The following is a 22,988-nucleotide window of genomic DNA, read 5'->3' as shown; positions in this document are numbered from 1 at the left end:
GATGTCCCTTCGGAAGGTGGGGAATTGACGAGGTTCAGAGGTCGGTGCCGTCGGTGATCCACCAGGCGGCGGTGGACCCGGCGAGCGCCCCGGGCTGGCAGTCGCCGCTGGCCAGCAGCGGGGTGCCGGAGACCGGCGCGGCCGTGGGCGACGTACCGAAGTTGACGGCGCAGACCAGGCCGTCGCCGCGGACGAAGGCGAGGACGTCCGGCGGGGTGTCCAGCCAGCGCAGCGATCCCTCGCCCAACTGGGGCAGGGCGGAACGCAGTTGCAGGCCGTCGCGGTACAGGTGCCAGAAGGAGCGGGTGTCGGCGAGGGCGCGTTCGGTGACGTACTCGGCGAAGTACGACGGCTGCGGCAGCCAGGGCTTGGCGCTCTGGGTCCCGGAGGTGAAGCCGAACGGGGAGACCTGCCCCGACCAGGGCAGCGGCACCCGGCAGCCGTCGCGGACGCGGGCGCGGCTTCCGGTGCGGCGGAAGATCGGGTCGGTGAGCACGTCGTCGGGCAGGTCGACGACCTCGGGCAGGCCGAGTTCCTCGCCCTGGTAGACGTACGCGGCTCCGGGCAGCGCCAGCATCAGCAGCGCGGCGGCGCGGGCGCGGGCGGCGCCGAGTCCGCTGCCCTCCGTGGCGGCCTCGCCGTAGCGGGTGACGGTGCGGACCTGGTCGTGGTTGTTGAGGACCCAGGTGACCGTGGAGCCGGTGCCGGCGATGTCCTGCATGGCCTCGGAGATGACCTTGCGGAAGGCGTCGGGGTCCCAGGGGGCGCTGAGCAGGTCGAAGAAGAAGGCCTGGTGCAGTTCGTCCGGGCGGACGTACTTGGCGTGCTCGCGGGCGCTGGGCACGGACACCTCGCCGACCAGCAGGCGTTCGCGGCCGTCGCGGGCGGTGTACTCCTCGCACACCGCGCGCCAGTTCCGCCACACGTCGTGGACCTCGGGCTGGTTCCAGGCCAGCGGGTTGACCGAGTCGCGGGTGCGGGCGTCGGCCTCCGGGTCCGGGGAGTCGGGCAGTTCGGGGTGCTTGAACAGGCCGGCGGCGACGTCGATGCGGAAGCCGTCCACGCCCCGGTCCAGCCAGAAGCGCAGGACCCGCTCGAACTCGGCGGGGATCTCGGGGTTGCGCCAGTTCCAGTCGGGCTGCTCGGGCGTGAACATGTGCAGGTACCACTGGCCGGGGCGGCCGTCCGGCTCGGTGATCCGGGTCCAGGCGGGCCCGCCGAACATGGCGTGCCAGTTGTTGGGCGGCTCGGCGCCGTCCGGGCCACGGCCGTCGGTGAAGTGGAAGCGGGCGCGGGCCTCGCTGCCGGGCCCGGCGGCGAGCGCCTCTCGGAACCACGGGTGCTCGCTGGAGCAGTGGTTGGGGACGATGTCGAGGAGCACCCTGATCCCTAGCCGATGGGCGGTCGCCATCAGCAGGTCGAACTCGGCGAGGTCACCGAAGAGCGGATCGACGCCGCAGTAGTCGGCCACGTCGTAGCCGTGGTCGTGCTGCGGGGAGGGATAGAAGGGACTCAGCCAGATGCCGTCGACGCCGAGCTTCTTCAGATACGGCAGCCCGGCCCGGACCCCGGCGAGATCGCCGATGCCGTCGCCGGTGCTGTCCAGGAAGCTGCGGACGTACACCTGGTAGATCACCGCGTCGCGCCACCAACCATGCCTGTTCAATCCATTGACCTGTTCCCGTGAAGGCAGCAGTTATGCATGCATGTTAGGTATCGGTGTCACGAAGGTGTCAACGAACGAAACAGAAGCTACTGGGTAGTTGACTGCTCATATCCAGACTTGTCCGGACGGGATGACCGCAGATGTGATGGCGGCGTTACCTAACAAGTAACTACTACCGGGCTTCCGTTGTGAGCAGTAAGAGCGCTACGAGCGCCCGGCGATGGCGTCGAGCTCGCGCGCGAGGCGCCGCACGGCCGCCTCGGGGGTCTGCCGCCCGGCCAGCGTGTCGTGCACGACCGCCTGCACCACCAGGCTGACCTGGTCGTAGTGCGGGCTCTTGGGGCGCGGCGCGGCGGCCAGCACGGAGGCACGTAGGGTCGGCAGGTACGGGAACCGCCGTACGAGCGCGGGGTCTTCGTACAGCGCCGCGCGCACGGGCGGCAGCGCGCCCTCGGTGAGCACCTGGCGCTGGACGGGCTCGCTGGTGAGGTACGCGATGAGGCGCGCGGCCGAGTCCGGGTGCCGCGCGTGCGTGTTGACGGCCAGGTTGGAGCCGCCGAGGACACTGGTCCCCGGCCCGTCGGGTCCGGGCAGCGGTACGGCGCCGATCTTCCCGGCCACCTCGGAACCCTCGGCGGAGGCGACGGCGTACGCGTAGGGCCAGTTGCGCAGGAAGAGCAGCCGGCCGTCCTGGAAGGCCTGCTTGGACTCCTCCTCCTTGTACGTCAGCGCCTCCTTGGGGATCCAGCCCTCGGCGAAGCCGCGGGCCAGGAAGCCGATGCCCTCGCGGGCCGCGCCCGAGTCGACGGTGACACGCTCGCCCTCGTCGCCGAGGATCGTGCCGCCCGCCGAGTACACGGCTTCGGCCGCGTTGACGGTCAGCCCCTCGTACGGCAGGAACTGGCCCGCGTAGCCGTCCAGTCCGTACTTCGGCGCGATGGTCCGGGCGGCGTGCTCCAGCTCGGCCCAGGTGCGCGGCGGTGGGACACCCTCCTTGGCCAGGACGTCCTTGCGGTACAGCAGCAGGCCGGCGTTGGTGACGTACGGGACCGCGTACAGCCGTCCGTCGTAGGTGGCCGTGTCGACCACCGGGGGCAGGAAGGTCCCCAGCGGGAAGCGCTCGCGCGGCAGCGGGCGGATCCAGCCGGCGGCGGCGAACTCCGAGGTCCAGTTCACGTCGATGTTGAGCACGTCGAACCGACTGCGGTTGCCGCCGCGCAGGTCGGTGGCCATCTGCGCCCGGGTCTCGTCGGCGGCGTCGGGCAGCTCGACGAGGGTGACCCTCTCGGTGGGGTGGGTGCGGTTCCAGCCCTCCAGCAGCGGGCCGAGGTAGCCGGTCAGATCGCCCGCGGTGGCCAGGGTGAGCGGGCCGCGGCCCTCGCCGCTCCCCTCGGCCGCCCGGGCACCCGAGGAGATATAGCCGGTCATGATCACGACCAGGACGAGGAGGCCCCTACCGGCGGCGTGGATCCACCGCATAGGTTCCTCCTTGCACACCGGCGCCGGGCATCTTCGCCCGGCTCAGGCCATGTATACCTGTTAGGTATGGGCGATACTAGGGCCTGGCGTCAATCTCACGTCGTCCACCCGGAGACACCCCGCATGACGCGTCTGACGAGGACCTAGGAGGAGAGCACGCGTGCGCCTGCCCCTCCTGGCACTTCTCGCGCGCGGTCCCGCCCACGGCTACGAGCTGAAGCAGGACCTTGAGCAACTGCTGGGCTCCGCGTACCCTCAGCCGAACGTCGGCCAGATCTACGTGACCCTCGGCCGCCTCGAGAAGTCGGGACTGATCGAGGGCGAGGAGGTCGAGCAGTCCAGCCGGCCCAACAAGAAGATCTACCACCTCACCGACGCCGGGCGGGGGGCGCTGCGCGCCTGGTTCGAGGAGCCCGAGGACGAACCGCGGGTGCGGGACGAGTTCTTCATGAAGCTCGCCCTGGCCCCGCAGACCGGTCTCGCCGACCAGATCGCGCTCATCAACAAGCAGCGGCGCCAGTACCTCAACACCATGCGCAACCTGTCGAAGCTGGCCGCCGCCGAGAGCCGGGACAACCGAATCGCCCAACTGCTGATCGAGGGCGCCATGCTGCACCTTCAGGCCGACCTGGACTGGCTGGAGCGGTGCCAGGAGGAACTGGAGGGGCTGGAGTGAGCGACGTCCGAGCTCCGGCGCTGCTGCGGGCCGAGGGCCTGGTCAAGACGCACCACGGTCAGGGGGCGCCCGCCCGGGCCGTGCGCGGGGTGGATCTGTCGGTGACCCGCGGCGAGTTCGTGGCGGTCACCGGCCCGTCCGGGGCCGGCAAGTCGACGCTGCTGCACCTGCTCGGCGGACTGCAGCGGCCGGACGAGGGCAGCATCTGGCTGGACGGCCGGTGCACCGACTCCTACGGCGAGGCCCGCTGGGCCGAGGAACGCCGCAACGGCATCGGAATCGTGTTCCAGTTCTTCAACCTGGTCTCCAACCTGTCCGTCGCCGACAACGTCGAACTGCCCGCCCTGCTCGCCGGCCGCTCGCCGCGGCAGGCGCGTGCCGAGCGGGAGGAACTGCTGGCCGAGCTGGGCCTGGAGGGCAAGGAGCGCAGTATGCCGGGCGAGCTGTCCGGCGGTGAGCAGCAGCGGGTCGCGCTGGCCCGCGCGCTGGTCAACCACCCTCCGCTGCTGCTCGCCGACGAGCCCGCCGGCAGCCTCGACAGCAAGGGCACCCGCGAGGTGATGCGGCTGCTGTCCCGCTTCCACCAGCGCGGCCAGACGATCGTGCTGGTCACCCACGACGCCCGGCTGGCGAGCGCCGCGGACCGGGTGATCAGTTTCTTCGACGGCCGGATCGCCGACGACGCGGAACTGGACGGAACGACGCCGTCGCGGAGCACGGGGATCTCGGGCGTGCTGGAACTGAGGGACTGAGTGCGGTGTACGACCACTGGATGTGCCTCGGGTGCGCCCACCTGACGTACTCGGGGTACGGCCGCCCGGCGTGCTCGGGCCCGCGTTCCGGGCCGAGGGGCTGAGGCCGGTGCGAGCCACGTTGCGCTGGGCGCACTCCGATCTGCGCACCCACCGGGGGGAGGCGCTGTTCATCGTGCTGGCCACGGCCGGCATCGTCGCCTCGCTGCTGCTGGCCACCGCGCTGTTCGGCTACGCGACCAACCCCTGGCAGCGGGTCTTCACCCAGTCCCACGGGGCCCATGTGTGGCTCCACACGGCGCGGTCCGCCGAGACGGGACGGCTCGCCGCGCTGGACGGCGTCGAGTCGGTCACCGACGCCTACCTCGTCGAGTCCGCCACGGTCGTCTCCCGCGGCACCCGCGCCACCGTGGAACTGCGCGCCACGCCCTCGCTGCCCGCCGTGGGACGCCCGCTGCTCACCGCCGGGCACTGGCTGGACGCCGGGGAGCCGGACGGCGTGGTCCTGGAGAGCCGCCTGGCCAGGGCGCTGCTGGCCGAGCCCGGGGACACGCTCGCCCTGCCCGGCACCGGGCGCGCGCTGAGCGTGGTGGGCATCGCCGACAGCGCCGAGCCCCGCTACGGCCCCGGCGAGCAGCCCGGACTGGTGTGGGCGCAACCGTCCGCGGTGCGCGAGCCCGGCGGACGGGTGGTCGGGCTGCGGCTGGCCGATCCCGACGACACGGACTACACCGTGCAGCGCGCCGTCACCGTGCTGGGCGCCGGCGTGGTCGGCGAGGTGTCCACCTGGCAGCAGGCGCGGGCCGAGGCGCAGGGCGACAACCGGCTGCTCGGACAGGTGCTGGGCCTGTTCGGGCTGGGCGCGCTGATCGCGGCCGGGCTGGCGGTGCACGGCGCGATCGGCACCCGCATCCGGGGCCATCTGCGGGACATCTCGGTACTGAAGGCGATCGGCTTCACGCCCGCCCAGGTGGTCCGGATCTTCCTGCTCCAGCATGTGGCGTACGCCGTGCTGGGCGCCGTGGCCGCGGTGGTGCTGACCGAGGGGCTGGGCGCGCGGATCCCGGGCCGGCTGGGCGACGCCGTCGGGGTGTGGCAGGGCCTGCCGGGCCACACGGTGGCGATGGGCGCGGTCCCGGTGGGTGCGGTGCTGCTCATCGGCGCGGTGACCGGGCTCGCGGCGTGGCGGGCGGGACGGGTGCCGCCGGTCCCGGTGCCGCACCCGGCGGCGGTGGCGGGCGGCGGGCTGACCGCGGTCGCCCGCAGGGCGCTGGGGCTGCGTCTGCCGCCCGCGCTGGTCCTGGGCTGGCACCGGGCCTTCACCCGCCGCCCGCGCACCTTCGCCACGGTGGGACGGCTGGCGCTGCCGCTGCTGCTGATGGTGGTGGCGATGAGCGCCTGGACCACGATCGACCGCTTCCACAACCGGCCGGAGGAGCTGGGGTTGCCGGCCGCGCTGACCGTCCGCCCCGACAGCACCCTGAACGACGGCGGGACGCGGGAGCTGCTGGACCGGGAACCCGGAGTCGCCGCCGTCTACCCCGGTGTGGAGGTGGCCGCCCTGGTCCCCGGCCAGACGGCCACGATCGCCCTGCGGGGCCTGGGCACCCGCGAGGCTCCCTACCCGTTCGCCCTGGCCGAGGGGCGCCGCGCCGACGGGCCCGACGAGGCGGTGGCCGGGCAGGGCCTGCTGGACCTGCTCGACGTCCGGGTCGGCGACTGGGTGCGCATGACGGTGGGCGACCAGCCGCAGATCCTGCACATCGTCGGCCGCAGCATCGAGCCGGAGAACGCCGGCCGGGTCATCTCCACGTCCCTGGACACCCTGCACGAGAACGACCCGAACCTCAGCCCCACCTTCTACCAGCTCCGCCTCGATCCGGGCACGGATCCGCGCCACGTCGCCACCGCCCTGTCCGCCGCCGCCCACGGCCACCTGGACGTCCATCCGGTGACCAACCCGGCCGACGGCCTGTCGTCGATGCGCGCGGTCATCGTGGGCCTGATCTGCGTCCTGGCCCTGATCGGTCTGATCGAGCTCCTCTCCGCGATCGGCGGCACGATCCGCGAGGGCGAACGGGACCTCCTGGCCCTGAAGGCCATCGGCCTCTCCCCCCGCCAGATCACCGCGATCACGGTGACCGCGACCAGTTGCACGGCCCTGGCCTCCGCGGCCGCCGCCACCGCCCTGGCGCTCCCCCTGTCCAACTGGTTGATCAACGCCCAGGGCCACTCCAGCGGCATAGGCGCCGGCATCGCCAGAACCCCCTCCCCGCTCCTGCTCCTCCTCTTCATCACCTCGGCGGCTCTGGGCGCCGCGGCCCTCTCCACCCTCCCCGCCACCAGAGCCGCCCACCGCCGCCTGGCAGACACGTTGTCAGCGGTGGCCTGAACACCCAGGGGTCCGGGCGGGGGCTGGGGCGGAGCCCCGGAGGGCCCGGGGTCCGCAGAGCCCGGGGTCCCGGGGTCCCGGGGGCTCCGCTCCAGCGAAACGGGTGGGTGGGAAAAGGATCAGCGGGAGCGAAGGGCCCGGTACTTGGCGACCAAGGTCGTCGTGGAAGGATCCAGACCCTCCACTTCCGCGCCCTCCGTCAGAGCCGGCTCCACCCGCTTCGCGAGGACCTTGCCCAGCTCGACTCCCCACTGGTCGAAGGAGTCGATGTTCCAGACGGCGCCCTGGACGAACACCTTGTGTTCGTACAGCGCGATCAACTGCCCCAGCACCGACGGAGTCAACTCGCGCGCGAGGATCGTGGTCGTGGGGTGGTTCCCGCGGAACGTCTTGTGCGGCACCAGCTCCGACGGCACCCCCTCCGCCCGTACCTCCTCCGGGGTCTTACCGAAGGCCAGCGCCTGGGTCTGTGCGAAGAAGTTGGCCATCAGCAGATCGTGCTGCGCCCGGAGCTCACCGCTCAGCTCGGCCACCGGCTCGGCGAAGCCGATGAAGTCCGCCGGGATCAGCTTCGTGCCCTGGTGGATCAACTGGTAGTACGCGTGCTGCCCGTTCGTGCCCGGCGTCCCCCACACCACCGGCCCGGTCTGCCACTCCACGGGCTCCCCGTCCCGCTGCACCGACTTCCCGTTGGACTCCATGTCCAGCTGCTGCAGATACGCGGTGAACTTCGACAGATAGTGCGAGTACGGCAGCACCGCATGCGACTGCGCGTCGTGGAAGTTGCCGTACCAGATCCCCAACAGCCCTAGCAGCAGCGGCACGTTGGACTCGGCCGGCGCGGTCCTGAAGTGCTCGTCGACGAGGCGGAAGCCGTCCAGCATCTCCCGGAACCGGTCCGGCCCGATCGCGATCATCAGGGACAGGCCGATCGCGGAGTCGTACGAGTACCGGCCTCCGACCCAGTCCCAGAACTCGAACATGTTCTCGACGTCGATGCCGAAATCGGACACCTTCTCCGTGTTCGTCGACAGCGCCACGAAGTGCCGGGCGACCGCCTCCGGGCCGGCCTTCAGCTCCCCCAGCAGCCAGTTGCGCGCCGACGTGGCGTTGGTGATCGTCTCGATCGTGGTGAACGTCTTGGACGCGATGACGAACAGCGTCTCCGCCGCGTCCAGATCCCGCACGGCCTCGTGCAGATCCGCGCCGTCGACGTTCGACACGAACCGCACCGCCAGCCCGCGGTCGGTGTAGGCCCGCAGCGCCTCGTACGCCATCGCAGGGCCCAGATCGGAGCCGCCGATGCCGACGTTGACCACATTGCGGATCCGCTTGCCGGTGTGCCCCGTCCACTCCCCCGACCGCACCCGGTGGGCGAAGTCGCTCATCTTGTCGAGAACCGCGTGCACCCCCGGCACGACGTTCTCCCCGTCGGCCTCGACCACCGCGTCCCGCTGCGCGCGCAGCGCCGTGTGCAACACGGCCCGGTCCTCGGTGACGTTGATCTTCGCACCGCGGAACATGGCGTCCCGCAGCCCGAACACGTCCGTCGCGGCGGCCAGCTCCCGCAGCAGCCGCAGGGTCTCGTCGGTGACGAGGTGCTTGGAGTAGTCGACGTACAGATCACCGACCTGGAGGGCGTACGCCTCGCCGCGCTCCGGGTGGGCCGCGAACAGATCCCGCAGACCGGTGTCGGCGAGCTCCTCATGGTGCCTGGCCAGAGCGGTCCACTCGGGCCTCTGGTTGAGCCCGGTACGGGCGTCTGCGTTCATTCGGACCTCAGCCTTCTTTCCTAGCTGTCCTGCGTCCTTGCCCCGCTGCCGGTCCAACCTAGTTGATCAGCGGGTGACATGAGTCGTCGTCACGCCGTCGTCCGGCGTAACAACGAGTACGTCGGCACGGCGCGCGGGTATCAGCGCGGCCACGGAAAGGACGAAGAACGCGGCCGTGAGCAGCGCCGGCCAGTTCGGCCCCCACACGGCGGCGACGGCCCCGCCGAGCACCGCGCCCAGCGGCGCCCCGGCCACCGCGAGGGTGCGGAAGGCCGCGCTGACCCGGCCCAGCATCCCGGCGGGGCTGCGCTGCTGCATCAATGTCGTCGTGTTGACGTTCCACACCATGCCCATCAGCCCGAACACGGCCAGCGCGGCCACCGCGGCGGCCAGGCTGGGCACCAGTCCCAGGACCACCAGCGCGGCGATCTGCACCACGCCGGCCAGCACCACGGCCCGCATCCGCCCGAGCCGGGCCACGATCCGCCGGTTGACCGCTCCCCCGGCCAGGCTGCCGAGCGTGTACGCCGTCAGCACCGCCGCGTACCCCTTGGTGCCCGCGCCCAGCCAGCCGGTCACGACGACCACCAGGGTGGCGATGAGCGCGCCCATCCCGACGTTGCACAGCGCGGTGGCGGCGCACAGCCCGCGCAGGGCCCTGTCCCGCCCGAGGGCGCGCAGCCCCTCGGCTATCTCCCGCCGCAGCGTGCTGCCCGCCGGTCTCGGCTGCCGCTCGGGCGCCGGGACCCGCAGGGAGGCCACGAGAGCGGCGGCCACCAGGAAGGTGGCGGCATCGGCCGCGAAGGGCGCGGCGGCCCCCGCGGCGAACAGCAGGGGTACGACCGGGCCGCCCAGCAGCCCGCCCGCGAGGCGCTGCCCGGTCATCAGACGGGCGTTGGCGCTGCCGAGCGCCTCGGGCCCCACCAGGGCGGGCAACAGGGCCGTGGCGGCGTTGTCGAAGAGTGTCTGGAGCGTGGTCAGCGCGAAAGCCAGGGCGATCAGCAGGCCGATCGAGGCGTGCCCGAGGGCCACCGCCAGGGCGAAGCCGCCGACGAGGAGGCCCCGTACCGTGTCCGCCGCCCACATCGCGCGCCGCTGGTCCACACGGTCCGCGACGGCGCCGCCGAGCAGCCCGAAGACGATCCAGGGCAGATAGCCGCAGGCCGTGACGGAGGCGATGAGCAGCGGGTCGTCGGTCAGGGACAGGGCGAGCAGCGGCAGCGCGACCGTACGCAGCGCGTCGCCGAAGCTGGACAGCACGGCGGCACTCCACAGCTGTCCGAATCCACCGCGCCACGCCGGCGCACCCGCGTCGGCGGCTTCGCGCCCGGCCTCGACCCCTGTCATGGTTCCCCCGCCTCACGATTCACCGATGCGCAAACCGTAGAGGGCACCACTGACAATCGGTCCGCGGCGGCCGGTCCGCCCGGATACGCAACAGGTCCGGCCCCGCACCCGAAGGCGGCCGACCGGACCTCAAGTCCTAGATCTCGCCCCGCAGTTTGGCGAGCGCCTCGGCGAGGATCGCCTCGCCGTCCGCGTCGCTGCGCCGCTCCCGCACATAGGCCAGGTGCGTCTTGTAGGGCTCGGTCCGCGGCGGGGCCGGCGGGTTGTCCTGGTCCTGACCGGCCGGGAAGCCGCAGCGCGGGCAGTCCCAGGTGTCGGGAACCTGCGCGTCGCTGGCGAAGCTCGGCTGGGTCTCGTGTCCGTTGGAGCACCAGAAGGAGATGCGCAGACGCGGCGCGGACTCGCCACGCTCGGCCTCGCCCATCGGCCCCGCCCCGACCCGGCTTCCTCGGATCGCGTTGCCACTTGCCACGGTCGTAACTCCCTGCGTGATGGTGCCGCGAAGCGAGTCGGCCTCCGCTCCGCCGCGAGCGCCTCAGTCTACGTAAGGCCCAACGCGCGTCCAATGATGGGAGTTACCGCTCCCACACAGACGCAAGCCCCATGATAGGCCGCGCTCAGGAGCGCGTACCGACCATGAGGCCATACGTGTGGAATGTGCGGTCCCGACCGACGGGCAGCCGCTCGTCAGCTGCTCGACTTCATCAGGATGCCGAGCACGATGATGCAGGCGAGCCACAGCAGGCCGATGACCACGGTGATGCGGTCGAGGTTGCGCTCGGCGACCGAGGAGCCGCCGACGGAGGACTGCATACCGCCACCGAACATGTCGGAGAGGCCGCCGCCCTTCCCCTTGTGCATCAGCACCAGCAGCATCAGCAGCAGGCTGAAGACGATCAGGGCGATCGAGAACCCCAAAACCACGGCTGGACCAACTTCCTCGGATTCGGATGGACGACGGGGTGTGGCAGGTCATGCCTACCATGCCCCCGCAAGGGTACGACGGATCGCCGCCCACGCATACTCACGGCCCGGCCCGCCGCTCACGGCGGGCCCGGCTCAGTGCCCGCGGTGGACCCGGCTCACTGCTCGGAGAAGCGCACGATCTTGACGAACTCGTCCGAGTCCAGCGAGGCACCGCCGACCAGGGCGCCGTCGATGTCCTTCTGCGCCATGATCTCGGCGACGTTGCCCGACTTCACCGAGCCGCCGTACTGGATGCGCACCTGGTCGGCGACCTCCTGCGAGTACAGCTCGGCGAGCTTGCCGCGGATGGCGCCGCAGACCTCCTGGGCCTCCGCCGCGCCGCAGACCTTGCCGGTGCCGATGGCCCAGACGGGCTCGTAGGCGATCACGATCGACTCGGCCTGCTCGGCCGGGAGGTCCTTCAGACCTCCTTCGACCTGGGCGAGCGTGTGCTGAACGTGGTTGCCCGCGTCGCGGACCTCCAGTTCCTCGCCGACACACAGGATCGGGGTCAGGCCGTGCTTGTAGGCGGCCTTGACCTTGGCGTTCACCAGCTCGTCGGTCTCGTTGTGGTACTGCCGGCGCTCGGAGTGGCCGATCACCACGTAGGTGCACTTCAGCTTGGCCAGCATCGGACCGGAGATCTCGCCGGTGTACGCGCCGGAGTCGTGCGCCGAGACGTCCTGGGCGCCGTACTTGATCTTGAGCTTGTCGCCGTCGACCAGCGTCTGCACGGAGCGCAGGTCGGTGAAGGGCGGCAGGACGGCGACCTCGACGGCCTCGTAGTCCTTGTCGGCCAGGGCGAAGGCGAGCTTCTGGACGTGCGCGATGGCCTCGAGGTGGTTGAGGTTCATCTTCCAGTTGCCCGCCATCAGCGGCGTGCGCGTGCTCATACGGTTTCAGTCCTCCAGTGCGGCGAGGCCGGGGAGCGTCTTGCCCTCGAGGTATTCGAGGGAGGCGCCGCCGCCGGTAGAGATGTGGCCGAATGCCGTCTCGTCGAAGCCCAGCGTACGGACTGCCGCGGCGGAGTCGCCGCCGCCCACGACGGTGAAGCCGTCCGAGTCGACCAGGGCCTGGGCGACCGCCTTGGTGCCCTCGGCGAAGTCGGGGTGCTCGAAGACGCCCATCGGGCCGTTCCAGAAGACGGTGGCGGCGTCGGCGAGCTTCGCGGCGTACAGCTTGCGGGACTCCGGGCCGATGTCGAGGCCCTGCTGGCCGGCCGGCATGGCGTCCGCGGCGACGGCGGCGGGGTGGACCGGGGCCTTGGCCTTCAGGTCCGGGAACTCGGGCGAGACCAGCGTGTCCACCGGCAGGACCAGCTCGACACCGGTCTTCTCGGCCCGCTCGATGTACTCCTTGACGGCCGGGAGCTGGTCCTCCTGAAGGAGGGACGTGCCGATCTCGTGGCCCTGGGCCTTGAGGAAGGTGTACGCCATGCCGCCGCCGATGAGCAGCCGGTCGGCCTTGCCCAGCAGCTCGTCGATGACGGCGAGCTTGTCGGAGACCTTGGCGCCGCCGAGCGCGACGACGTAGGGCCGCCGGACGTCCTCGGTGAGCTTCTTCAGGACACCGACCTCGGTGGCGATGAGGTAGCCGGCGTAGTGCGGCAGGCGGGCCGGCAGGTCGTAGACGGAGGCGTGCTTGCGGTGCACGGCGCCGAATCCGTCGCCGACGTACACGTCCGCGAGGGCGGCGAGCCGGTCGGCGAACTCGCCGCGCTCGGTGTCGTCCTTGGACGTCTCGCCGGGGTTGAACCGCAGGTTCTCGATGACCGCGACCTGGCCGGGCTGAAGGCCGTCCACGGCGGCGTGGGCGGCCGGGCCGACGGTGTCCTGGGCGAACGCCACGGGGGCGCCCAGGAGTTCGCCGAGCCGCTCGGCGGCGGGCAGCAGCGAGAAGGCCGGGTCGGGGGCACCCTTGGGGCGGCCCAGGTGGGAGGCGACGACCACCTTGGCGCCGGCCTCGGCGAGGGCCTTGACGGTGGGCAGGACGGCGCGGATGCGGCCGTCGTCGGTGATGACACCGTCGGCCAGCGGCACGTTGAGGTCGGCGCGGACGAAGACCCGCTTGCCGTCCACGCCTTCGGAGAGAAGTTCGTCGATCGTCTTCATGGGGTGGGACTCCTGAGGAGGGGGCTCTTGATCGTACGAGGGCTGATCGATCCGCACGTGGGCGGGTTGTGGTCGTTCGGCCCGCTGCACGTGCGTCAGGGCCCGGACGGCGCTTGGCGCGCCGCCCGAGCCCTGCTCTCACATCGAGGTGCCTGCCCTGCCGGTCAGAGCTGGTTGCCGACGAAGACCGTGAGGTCGACGAGGCGGTTGGAGTAGCCCCACTCGTTGTCGTACCAGCCGATGATCTTCACGTTCTTGCCGTCCTGAACCATGGTCAGGGAGGAGTCGAACGTGCAGGACGCCGGGGCGTTGACGATGTCCGAGGAGACGATCGGGTCCTCGGTGTAGTCCAGGAGGCCCTTCAGCTCGCCCTCGGCGGCCTTCTGGAAGGCGGCGTTGACCTCTTCCTTCGTGACCTCGCGGGAGAGCTCGACGACGAGGTCGGTGACCGAGCCGGTGGGAACCGGGACGCGCATGGCGATGCCGTCCAGCTTGCCCTTGAGCTGCGGCAGCACCAGGGCGGTGGCCTTGGCGGCGCCGGTGGTGGTCGGGATGATGTTCTCGGCGGCGGCACGGGCGCGGCGCAGGTCCTTGTGCGGGAAGTCCAGGATGCGCTGGTCGTTCGTGTACGCGTGCACGGTGGTCATCAGACCCTTGACGATGCCGAAGTTCTCGTCGAGGACCTTCGCCATCGGCGCCACGCAGTTGGTGGTGCAGGAGGCGTTGGAGATGACGTGGTGGCTGGCCGGGTCGTACGTGTCCTGGTTGACGCCCATCACGATGGTGACGTCTTCGTTCTTCGCCGGAGCGGAGATGATGACCTTCTTGGCGCCGCCGGCGATGTGCTTCTCGGCGTCATCCTTCTTGGTGAAGATGCCGGTGGACTCGATGACGATGTCGACGCCGAGTTCACCCCAGGGGATGTCGGCGGGGTTGCGCTCGGACAGCACCTTGATGGTGTGGCCGTCGACGGTGATGGTGTCGGCGGTGTGGGAGACCTCCTGCTTGAGGCGGCCCAGGATGGTGTCGTACTTCAGCAGGTGAGCGGTGGTCGCGGTGTCACCCAGGTCATTGACAGCCACGATCTCGATGTCAGCACCCTGCTCCAGCAGCGCGCGGAAGTAGTTACGACCGATGCGGCCAAAGCCGTTGATGCCTACGCGGATCGTCACGAACCGATCTCCTCGTTGGTACGCCGGTTTCGACGCCGGCGAGCTGTATTGGGATGTCCCCGACCACCCACGACCCTACCCCTCCAAGGCCTCCGAAGTGACATCCGGACGCGTCCTGGACAGCACTGCTTCGACAAAGGCCCGAACCCCTCGCGCAGGCTGCCGGGATCACCCGATTTCGCTATGGATTGCCCATACCAATTGACCGTGTTGGTCACTCGTTCGTGAGCACCTCAGCTCACTTGTGAAATGCCGTGATCTCCGACCAATCCGGACTTCCGGCAAACCCGTCAATTCCCCCACGGGGCCACCTCTGCGTCGGAGTGTCCCCACCGCCCCGTCCATGCCCCGGCCACCTCTGCCCTCGACGGCCGAAGCGGCCTGTCAAGCACCGTCGCCGACCCGCGTCGGCCGACCCGGGCTGGTCACTGTCGGTAGTCCCATATCAACCGACCGGCCACCATCGGCCAACCAGCCGGTGCTGGTTGGCCGATGGTGGCCGGTCGGGGTGCGGTGACGATCGATGTGAGGCGGCACGCCGATGGCGGCCGGCACGGGTCGGTCGGGTGGTGCCGACCGACCCGTGGCGGGAGGACGCGGCCGGCCGGAGGCGGCAGGGCGGTCGGGAACGGTCAGGACGTGGGCCGGTCGGAACATGGGGCCGGGCCGGTCGGCCGGCCCGTGGCGGTCAGCCCGCCAGGTTGTCCGCCAGTTCGTCGGCGAGGTTCGCCTCGGTGCCGGGGATGCCGAGGTCGGAGGCCCGCTTGTCGGCCATGGCCAGCAGGCGGCGGATGCGTCCGGCGACCGCGTCCTTGGTCAGCGGGGGGTCTGCGAGGGCGCCCAGTTCCTCCAGGGAGGCCTGCTTGTGCTCCATGCGCAGGCGCCCCGCGGCGGCGAGGTGCTCGGGAACGTCGTCGGCGAGGATCTCCAGGGCACGGGCCACCCGCGCGCCGGCCGCGACGGCTGCGCGGGCCGAGCGGCGCAGATTGGCGTCGTCGAAGTTGGCGAGGCGGTTGGCCGTGGCACGGACCTCGCGGCGCATCCGCCGCTCCTCCCAGGCCAGCACGGACTCGTGGGCGCCCAGACGGGTCAGCAGGGCGCCGATCGCGTCGCCGTCGCGGACCACCACCCGGTCCACGCCCCGCACCTCGCGGGCCTTCGCGGCGATGGACAGCCGGCGCGCGGCACCGACCAGCGCGAGGGCCGCCTCCGGGCCCGGGCAGGTCACCTCCAGGGAGGAGGAGCGGCCCGGCTCGGTGAGTGAACCGTGGGCCAGGAAGGCACCTCGCCAGGCGGCCTCCGCGTCGCAGGTGGCCCCCGAGACCACCTGCGGCGGCAGGCCGCGGATCGGCCGGCCCCGACCGTCGACCAGACCGGTCTGGCGGGCCAGCTGGTCACCGCCCGCGACGACGCGCACGACGTAGCGCGAGCCGCGGCGCAGTCCGCCCGGCGCCATCACGATCAGCTCGGAGCTGTGGCCGAAGATCTCCAGGATGTCCCGCTTCAGGCGCCGTGCCGCCATGGCGGTGTCCAGCTCCGCCTCGATCACGATCCGCCCGCTGACCAGGTGGAGGCCGCCGGCGAACCGCAGAAGGGCGGAGACCTCCGCCTTCCTGCAGCAGGTCCGGGTGACGGGGAGCCGGGAGATCTCATCCTTCACCGCTGCCGTCATCGCCATGGGCCGATCCTTCCATGCATCCGAAAAATACGGTCGTACGCGGCGGCCAGCAGCTCCGGGTCGTGCCGCGGAGTTCCGTCCCTCCGGGCCACCGGCGCGAGCTCGACCGCGGCGCCGAACCGCTTGGCGGCCTCGGTCAGCACTTCGCGGTCGGGCACGGCGGCCTCGTCGGCCAGCACCACGTCCAGGGCGAGTTTAGGGGCGTGTCGTCCCAAAACCTCCAAATGACGCTGCGGGGAGAAGCCCTCGGTTTCTCCCGGCTGCGGCGCGAGGTTCAGGGACAGCACCCGGCGGGCCCTGGTCTCGGTGAGCGCGTCCAGGAGCTCGGGCACCAGCAGGTGCGGGATGACCGAGGAGAACCAGGAGCCGGGTCCGAGCACCACCCAGTCCGCGTCCAGGACCGCGTCGACGGCCTCGGGCACGGCGGGAGGGTCGAGCGGCACCAGGTGCACGGACTGCACCTCGCCCGAGGTGAGCGCGACGGTGGCCTGGCCGCGCACGGTGTCGACCTCCTCGGGCCGCTCCGGATCATGCCCCTTGACCAGGGCCTGGAGCTCCAGGGGCACGGCGGACATGGGCAGCACGCGCCCGTGCGCCCCCAGCAGCTTGCCCACCAGGTCCAGCGCCTGGACGTGGTCGCCGAGCTGTTCCCACAGGGCGACGATCAGCAGGTTGCCCACCGCGTGGTCGTGCAGGTCGCCCTGGGAGGTGAAGCGGTGCTGGATCACTCGGGCCCAGGTCTGGCCCCAGTCGTCGTCGCCGCACAGCGCGGCCAGCGCCTTGCGCAGGTCCCCGGGCGGCAGCACGCCCAGCTCGTCGCGCAGGCGCCCGCTGGAGCCCCCGTCGTCCGCCACGGTGACGACGGCCGTGAGATCGCCGGTGATCCGGCGCAGTGCGGCGAGCGAGGCGGACAGGCCCATGCCGCCGCCGAGGGCGACCACCTTGGGCTGGGCGCCGCGGCGGCGCGCCCGGCCGCCCCGGGCCTCGGCCGGGCGCCCCGCGCGCGCCGCGATCGCCTGGCGCGCCGAACGTCCCTCCGGCACCACCCGGCGCAGCCTGCTCAGCCGCGGAGTACGTCCACTCACTCGCGCCCCATGTCCCGGTGGACGACGACGGTCTCCACGCCCTCGGCCGCGAGCCGCGCGGCGAGCTTCTCCGACACGGCCACCGAGCGGTGCTTGCCGCCCGTGCAGCCGATCGCGATGGTCACGTACCGCTTGCCCTCGCGCCGGTAGCCGGCCGAGATGAGCCGCAGCAGCTCGGCGTAGCGGTCGAGGAACTCCTTGGCGCCGGGCTGGTTGAAGACGTACGCGGCGACCTCGTCGTTCAGGCCGGTGTACGGGCGCAGTTCGGGAACCCAGTGCGGGTTGGGCAGGAACCGCATGTCGGCGACCAGGTCGGCGTCGACCGGCAGACCGTACTTGAAGCCGAACGACATCACGGTGGCCCGCAGTTCGGGCTCCTCCTCGCCGGCGAACTGGGCGTCCATCTTGGCGCGCAGTTCGTGCACGTTGAGGCTGGAGGTGTCGATCACCAGGTCGGCGTCGCCGCGCAGTTCGCGCAGCAGCTCACGCTCGGCGGCGATGCCGTCGACGATGCGGCCGTCGCCCTGGAGCGGGTGGGGCCGGCGCACCGACTCGAAGCGGCGCACCAGGGCCTCGTCCGAGGACTCCAGGAAAACGATCCGCCTGGTGACGTTCTTGGCCTCCAGGCCGGCCAGGGACTCGCGCAGGTTGTCGAAGAAGCGGCGGCCGCGGACGTCGACGACGACCGCGATGCGTGCCACGTTGCCCTGCGAGCGGGCACCGAGCTCCACCATGGTGGGGATCAGCGCCGGCGGCAGGTTGTCGACGACGAACCAGCCGAGGTCCTCCAGACATTTGGCGGCCGTGGACCGGCCGGCCCCGGACATGCCGGAGATGATCACCAGCTCGGGAATGGCCGTGTCGGGGACGCCGGCTGTGTCGATGCCCGTACTCACCTGTGCTCCGTTTTCCTTGGACGCGCGTTCGTGCTGTTCCTCGCGCGGTCCCTCGTGGGACTGATCTCGCTCGGCGCTTCGCCGTGCGTCGTGCTCGGTCATGTCTCCTGCCCCCGTCGGTCGTCCGGAACGCCCGTGGGCACGGGCGTCTCCGCGTCGCCCGCCGTAGTCGCCGGCGGCGCTTCTTCCACGTCTTCCATGATCTCTCCAGTCGCCGTGTTGACGGCGGGTGCGGCCGGGGCCGCCTGGGCGAGTGCCGCCGCGATGGTCTCGGCCGTTTTACGGCCTATACCGGGTACCCCGCAGATCTGGTCGATTGTCGCGGACCGCAGCCGCTTCACCGAGCCGAAATGCTTGATCAGCGCCTGTTTGCGTGTCTCGCCGAGGCCGGGCACGTCGTCCAGGGGCCCGGCGCGGAAGCGCTTGGCCCGTCTGGTGCGCTGGTAGGTGATGGCGAACCGGTGGGCCTCGTCGCGCACGCGTTGCAGCAGGTACAGGCCCTCGCTGCTGCGGGGCAGGACCACCGGGTCGTCGTCGCCGGGCAGCCAGACCTCCTCCAGCCGCTTGGCCAGTCCGCACACGGCGATGTCGTCGATGCCGAGTTCGTCCAGGGCTCGCTGGGCGGCCGCCACCTGGGGCTGCCCGCCGTCGACGACGACGAGCTGGGGCGGGTAGGCGAAGCGCTTGGGGCGGCCGTCGTCCTCGGTGAGGGCGCCGACGGCTCCTCCGGGTGCGCCGTCGGGCGAGCCGTCGGGTGAGCCGTCCACGGCGACGTCCTCGCCGTCGGCCCACTCGCCGGTCCTCTCCTTCTCCGCGAGGTAGCGCCTGAAGCGACGGGTGATCACCTCGTGCATGGAGCGGACGTCGTCCTGGCCCTCGAAGCCCTTGATCTGGAAGCGGCGGTACTCGCTCTTGCGCTGGAGGCCGTCCTCGAAGACGACCATGGAGGCCACCACGTCGTCTCCCTGGAGGTGGGAGATGTCGTAGCACTCGATCCTGAGGGGGGCGCTGTCCAGGTCGAGGGCCTCGGCGATCTCCTCCAGGGCGCGCGAGCGCGTGGTGAGGTCGGAGGCGCGCCTGGTCTTGTGCAGGACGAGCCCCTGCTGGGCGTTGCGCTGCACGGTCTCCATGAGAGCCTTCTTGTCGCCGCGCTGCGGGATGCGCAGCGAGACGTTCGACCCGCGGCGCTCGGCGAGCCACTCCTGGACCGGTTCGACCGGGTCGGGCAGGGCCGGGACGAGGACCTCCTTGGGCACGGCGTCCCCGCTCTCCTCGCCGTACAGCTGCTGCAGGGCGTGCTCGACGAGAGCGCCGGTGGTGACATCCTCCACCTTGTCGGTCACCCAGCCGCGCTGGCCGCGCACCCGCCCGCCGCGCACGTGGAAGATCTGCACCGCGGCCTCCAGCTCGTCCTCGGCGACGGCGATGAGGTCGGCGTCGGTCGCGTCGGCGAGCACGACCGCGTTCTTCTCCATGGCCTTCTTCAGGGCCTCGATGTCGTCGCGCAGGCGGGCCGCCCGCTCGTACTCCATCTCCTCGGCCGCCTCCGCCATCTGCTTCTCCAGGCGGCGCAGATACGTGCCGGTGCGGCCGGCCATGAAGTCGCTGAAGTCCTCGGCCAGTTCGCGGTGCTCCTCGGCGGAGACGCGGCCGACGCACGGCGCGGAGCACTTGCCGATGTAGCCCAGCAGGCAGGGGCGGCCGGTGCGGGCGGCGTTCTTGAAGACACCGGCCGAGCAGGTGCGCACCGGGAAGACGCGCAGCAGCAGGTCGACGGTGTCGCGGATGGCCCACGCGTGCCCGTACGGCCCGAAGTAACGCACGCCCTTCTTCTTGTGGCCGCGCATCACCTGCACCCGCGGGAACTCCTCGTTCATCGTCACCGCGAGGTACGGGTAGCTCTTGTCGTCGCGGTACTTGACGTTGAACCGGGGGTCGTACTCCTTGATCCAGGAGTACTCCAGCTGCAGCGCCTCGACCTCCGTGGACACCACCGTCCACTCCACGGACGCGGCCGTGGTGACCATGCTGCGGGTGCGCGGGTGGAGGTTCGCGAGGTCCTGGAAGTAGTTCGCCAGGCGCTGGCGCAGGCTCTTGGCCTTTCCGACGTAGATGACCCGGCGGTACTCGTCACGGAACCGGTAGACCCCGGGTGAGTCCGGGATGTCTCCCGGCTTGGGGCGGTAGCTGGAGGGGTCGGCCATGTCTCAACCCTACTGTCGAGCACCGACACCGCGGCGGCCCTCCACGACCCGGGCAGCGGCGCGCCCCGGCCAGGGCTGCTTCCTTGGCCAGGAGCGCATTCCTGTCGGGTCTCAGGTGTTGTCGGGACTTGGTCAACACGCTTCAATGCGGGGGAACTCGGGGCCGTGAACGACGGCGTACGGATGTGAAGAACCCTGCCTTCGCACGGGGCGGCCCCGACGACCCGCGTGAAGGGTCCGCCGAGCCGCCCGCACCTTCACAGAAAGGCCCGCGCATGCCGCACGCCACACAGGAGGCGGATGTCGCCACCGCGGAACTGGACACGGCCCTGCGGGGCGGCCCCTTCCACGTGGCGCTGCGCGCCGCGATCGCCGCCCGCGGACTGCCGTTGCAGCGCGTGCAGCACCATCTGACGCGCTACGGAGTGAAGGTCGGCGTCACCAGCCTCAGCTACTGGCAGCAGGGCGCCCGGCGCCCGCAGCGCCCGGAGTCGCTGCGGGCCGTACGGGCGCTGGAGGAGATCCTGCGGCTGCCGGACGAGTCGTTGATCCGGCTGCTGGCCGACGCCGACGAGCACGCGGCCGGCGGGCGGCCCGCCGTGCGCTCCTACCGCTCCCTGGTCCGGGCCTCCGACGTGCTGGGCGGGCTGCTGGCGGAGCTGGACTGCCCGCCCGGCGGCGGGCTGCACGTGCTCGGGCACCACGAGCGGGTGCTGATCGGGGCGCGCCGCGAACTCGCGGGCCGCGAGTCCCAGCACATCGTGCGCGCCCACCGGGACGGCGTGGACCGCTTCGTGGCCGTCCACCACGGCGATCCGGGGTGCGCGCCGGAGCGGATGACCGTGCGGGCCCTGGAGAACTGCCGTACCGGGCGGATACGCCGGCACCACGACACCGGGGTGTTGGTGGCCGAACTGCTCTTCGACACCCGGCTGCGGGCCGGCGACACGTTCCTGTTCCGGCACGGCGTGGAGGACGGAACGGCCGGGACGACGCGCGAGTACGTCCGGGAGTTCGCCTCCGCCGGCGGCCAGTACGCCCTTCAGGTGCGGTTCGACGCCGGCACCCTGCCGGTGCGCTGCCACCGGTTCACTCAGGCGTCGGCGGCGGCTCCGCGCAGCGGCCGCCGGGAGCTGGCGGTGAGCGAGCGGCACCGTTCGGTGCACCTCGTGGAGCCGCGCGTGCGGTCGGGGACCGTGGGGGTCGGCTGGGACTGGGAGTGAGCGGGCCGGCCGGCGGCGGACGTCAGGCGCCGGATCCGGCGACGAGCCTGCCGCCCTCGGCGCGCACGGGCAGTTCGGGCAGCGGCGCGCTTGCCGGGGAGCGCACCACCTCGCCGGTCGTGGCGTCGAACTCGCTGCCGTGGCAGGGGCAGATCAGCTTCGTCCCCTGCAGCTTGTTGATCGGGCACTGCGCGTGCGTGCAGATCGTGCTGAACGCCTTGAGGGTGCCGTCCGCGTCCCGGCTGACCACCACGTTGTGGTCCCGGTACAGCTTGGCGCCGCCCTTGGGGACCTCGCTCTCGGCGCCGAGGTCGACCGGCGCGGTGGGCGTGGCGGGGGTCGTGACGCCGCCGCCGATCGGTCCGCAGGCGGTGAGCCCGAGCGCGACGGCGGGGGTGAGGGCCGCTCCCCGCAGGATCGTGCGGCGGCTCGCGGAGGGGCGGCCGGACATGAAGGCCTCCACTGGTCAAGGGGCTGGACAACGCCGACGATACCCACCGGTCCCGGACCGGACGGGGGCGGGTCGGACGGACGGACGCGGACGACCCGGGCCGGCGTTTTACCTCCGGCGCGCAATGGGATAGCTTCCCGGCCCGAGCTGTCCGAGAGAGGAACCGACTCGTGATCGTCGTCGCCGGTGAGGCCCTGATCGACCTGGTACCGCGGGGAAGGGGCGCCCTCGCGGACCTCAGACCGGCACTCGGCGGCGGCCCGTACAACACGGCCGTCGCGCTGGGCCGCCTCGGCTCACCCACGGCGTTCTGCTCCCGCACGTCGTACGACGCCTTCGGCGACGCCCTGCTCGACGGGCTGCGGGGGGCCGGGGTGGACGTGTCCGGTGTGCAGCGCGGCGCCGAGCCGACCACGCTGGCGGTCGCCACGGTCGGCAGCGACGGCTCCGCCGCGTACTCGTTCTACGTCGAGGGCACCGCCGACCGTCTGTTCACGGTGCCCGCCGCCCTCCCCGCCGGAACCCGCGCGGTGTCCTTCGGCACCTGTTCGCTGGTGCTGGAGCCGGGCGCGAGCGCCTACGAGGAGCTGATGCGGACGGCGTCCGTCCAGGGTGTGTTCACCGCGCTGGACCCGAACATCCGGCCCGGCCTGATCGCGGACGCGGACGCCTACCGGGCGCGTTTCGCGAGCTGGCTGCCCTCGGTGTCGCTGCTGAAGCTCTCCGAAGAGGACGCGGGGTGGCTGGGCGGCACTCCGCGCGAGTGGCTGGCCGCCGGGCCCGCCGCCGTGGTGATCACCCACGGCGGCGACGGGCTCACCGCGTACACCCGGGACGGCGCGGAGTACTCCGTGCCGGGCGAGAAGGTCGACGTCGTCGACACCATCGGCGCGGGCGACACCGTGAACGCCGCCCTGCTGCACGCACTGGCCGTGCAGGACGCCCTCTCCCCCGAGGGCCTTGCGGGCCTCGGCGCCTCGGGCTGGAACCGGCTGCTGCGGTTCGCGGCCTGCGCGGCGGCGATCACCTGCTCGCGCGCGGGAGCGGAGCCGCCCTACGCGGCGGAGGTGGGCGCGCCGTAGACCTCCGGAGCGAGCGGCGCCCCGCGGGAGTACCCG

General features: G+C 71.7%; 19 protein-coding genes. 5 read left to right on the top strand and 14 right to left on the bottom strand.

What is annotated here, in order from left to right; translation table 11 throughout:
• Positions 1–34: 34 nt before the first annotated feature.
• Both ACIQFZ_RS19865 and ACIQFZ_RS19860 read right to left on the bottom strand, forming a co-directional pair.
• Positions 35–1,666 (bottom strand): alpha-amylase family glycosyl hydrolase, encoded by a 1,632-nt coding sequence (locus ACIQFZ_RS19865; RefSeq protein ID WP_383062760.1) that lies wholly within the window; start codon positions 1,664–1,666, stop codon positions 35–37.
• A gap of 204 nt (positions 1,667–1,870) precedes the next feature.
• Positions 1,871–3,145, bottom strand: a complete 1,275-nt coding sequence (locus ACIQFZ_RS19860) for an ABC transporter substrate-binding protein (protein WP_402691794.1) — start codon at positions 3,143–3,145, stop codon at positions 1,871–1,873.
• A 160-nt stretch (positions 3,146–3,305) separates the two neighbouring features.
• On the opposite strand from ACIQFZ_RS19860, the gene ACIQFZ_RS19855 reads away from it, so the two are divergent.
• The 3 genes from ACIQFZ_RS19855 to ACIQFZ_RS19845 all read left to right on the top strand — a co-directional run bounded on the left by ACIQFZ_RS19855 (position 3,306) and on the right by ACIQFZ_RS19845 (position 6,965).
• Entirely contained in the window at positions 3,306–3,821 is a 516-nt protein-coding gene (locus ACIQFZ_RS19855) for a PadR family transcriptional regulator (protein WP_361411392.1), read from the top strand.
• On the top strand, positions 3,818–4,573 hold the full coding sequence (locus tag ACIQFZ_RS19850; protein WP_383062754.1) for an ABC transporter ATP-binding protein: 756 nt from the start codon (positions 3,818–3,820) through the stop codon (positions 4,571–4,573). Before ACIQFZ_RS19855 ends, ACIQFZ_RS19850 begins: the two co-directional genes overlap by 4 nt.
• Before the next feature lie 109 nt (positions 4,574–4,682).
• A complete protein-coding gene (locus ACIQFZ_RS19845; protein WP_402691793.1) occupies positions 4,683–6,965 on the top strand; it encodes an FtsX-like permease family protein in 2,283 nt (760 codons plus the stop codon).
• A gap of 119 nt (positions 6,966–7,084) precedes the next feature.
• Here the strand turns inward: ACIQFZ_RS19845 and pgi are convergent, their stop codons facing one another.
• The 11 genes from pgi to uvrC form a co-directional block, all read right to left on the bottom strand.
• On the bottom strand, positions 7,085–8,737 hold the full coding sequence (gene pgi / locus ACIQFZ_RS19840) for a glucose-6-phosphate isomerase (protein WP_402691792.1): 1,653 nt from the start codon (positions 8,735–8,737) through the stop codon (positions 7,085–7,087).
• Between the two features lie 66 nt (positions 8,738–8,803).
• A complete protein-coding gene (locus ACIQFZ_RS19835) occupies positions 8,804–10,084 on the bottom strand; it encodes an MFS transporter (protein ID WP_365425918.1) in 1,281 nt (426 codons plus the stop codon).
• A 136-nt stretch (positions 10,085–10,220) separates the two neighbouring features.
• Positions 10,221–10,556: an RNA polymerase-binding protein RbpA gene (locus ACIQFZ_RS19830; protein ID WP_073952427.1), complete on the bottom strand. Its 336-nt coding sequence runs from the start codon at positions 10,554–10,556 to the stop codon at positions 10,221–10,223.
• A 215-nt stretch (positions 10,557–10,771) separates the two neighbouring features.
• Positions 10,772–11,008 carry a preprotein translocase subunit SecG gene (gene secG, locus ACIQFZ_RS19825; protein ID WP_361411400.1) on the bottom strand — a complete coding sequence of 79 codons (237 nt, stop codon included), beginning with the start codon at positions 11,006–11,008 and terminating at the stop codon, positions 10,772–10,774.
• A 158-nt stretch (positions 11,009–11,166) separates the two neighbouring features.
• On the bottom strand, positions 11,167–11,943 hold the full coding sequence (gene tpiA, locus ACIQFZ_RS19820; RefSeq protein ID WP_383062748.1) for a triose-phosphate isomerase: 777 nt from the start codon (positions 11,941–11,943) through the stop codon (positions 11,167–11,169).
• Between the two features lie 6 nt (positions 11,944–11,949).
• Positions 11,950–13,161: a phosphoglycerate kinase gene (locus ACIQFZ_RS19815; protein WP_376553535.1), complete on the bottom strand. Its 1,212-nt coding sequence runs from the start codon at positions 13,159–13,161 to the stop codon at positions 11,950–11,952.
• 164 nt (positions 13,162–13,325) lie between these two features.
• Positions 13,326–14,333 carry a type I glyceraldehyde-3-phosphate dehydrogenase gene (gene gap, locus ACIQFZ_RS19810; protein WP_402691791.1) on the bottom strand — a complete coding sequence of 336 codons (1,008 nt, stop codon included), beginning with the start codon at positions 14,331–14,333 and terminating at the stop codon, positions 13,326–13,328.
• A 688-nt stretch (positions 14,334–15,021) separates the two neighbouring features.
• Positions 15,022–16,011: a DNA-binding protein WhiA gene (gene whiA / locus ACIQFZ_RS19805; RefSeq protein WP_141362000.1), complete on the bottom strand. Its 990-nt coding sequence runs from the start codon at positions 16,009–16,011 to the stop codon at positions 15,022–15,024.
• Entirely contained in the window at positions 16,002–17,096 is a 1,095-nt protein-coding gene (yvcK, locus tag ACIQFZ_RS19800) for a uridine diphosphate-N-acetylglucosamine-binding protein YvcK (RefSeq protein ID WP_365423634.1), read from the bottom strand. The genes whiA and yvcK overlap by 10 nt, the downstream gene beginning before the upstream one ends.
• Positions 17,093–18,094 carry an RNase adapter RapZ gene (gene rapZ, locus ACIQFZ_RS19795; RefSeq protein ID WP_365423631.1) on the bottom strand — a complete coding sequence of 334 codons (1,002 nt, stop codon included), beginning with the start codon at positions 18,092–18,094 and terminating at the stop codon, positions 17,093–17,095. Before rapZ ends, yvcK begins: the two co-directional genes overlap by 4 nt.
• Positions 18,091–20,196, bottom strand: coding sequence for an excinuclease ABC subunit UvrC (gene uvrC, locus ACIQFZ_RS19790; RefSeq protein ID WP_376651397.1), 2,106 nt, complete (start codon positions 20,194–20,196; stop codon positions 18,091–18,093). The genes rapZ and uvrC overlap by 4 nt, the downstream gene beginning before the upstream one ends.
• Before the next feature lie 275 nt (positions 20,197–20,471).
• Here uvrC and ACIQFZ_RS19785 point away from each other — a divergent pair, with 275 nt between their 5' ends.
• Positions 20,472–21,419, top strand: a complete 948-nt coding sequence (locus ACIQFZ_RS19785) for a hypothetical protein (protein ID WP_402691790.1) — start codon at positions 20,472–20,474, stop codon at positions 21,417–21,419.
• A gap of 22 nt (positions 21,420–21,441) precedes the next feature.
• Here ACIQFZ_RS19785 and ACIQFZ_RS19780 read toward each other — a convergent pair whose 3' ends face one another.
• Complete coding sequence (locus tag ACIQFZ_RS19780; RefSeq protein ID WP_365423622.1) at positions 21,442–21,870, bottom strand: Rieske (2Fe-2S) protein; 429 nt, start codon at positions 21,868–21,870, stop codon at positions 21,442–21,444.
• Between the two features lie 170 nt (positions 21,871–22,040).
• Here ACIQFZ_RS19780 and ACIQFZ_RS19775 point away from each other — a divergent pair, with 170 nt between their 5' ends.
• A complete protein-coding gene (locus tag ACIQFZ_RS19775) occupies positions 22,041–22,952 on the top strand; it encodes a carbohydrate kinase (RefSeq protein WP_402691789.1) in 912 nt (303 codons plus the stop codon).
• Positions 22,953–22,988: the final 36 nt, after the last annotated feature.

The organism is Streptomyces sp. NPDC093064, from assembly GCF_044754605.1.
Taxonomy (GTDB): domain Bacteria; phylum Actinomycetota; class Actinomycetes; order Streptomycetales; family Streptomycetaceae; genus Streptomyces.
Note: the sequence above shows the minus strand (reverse complement) of the source record. Positions and strands in the feature narration are given on the sequence as shown.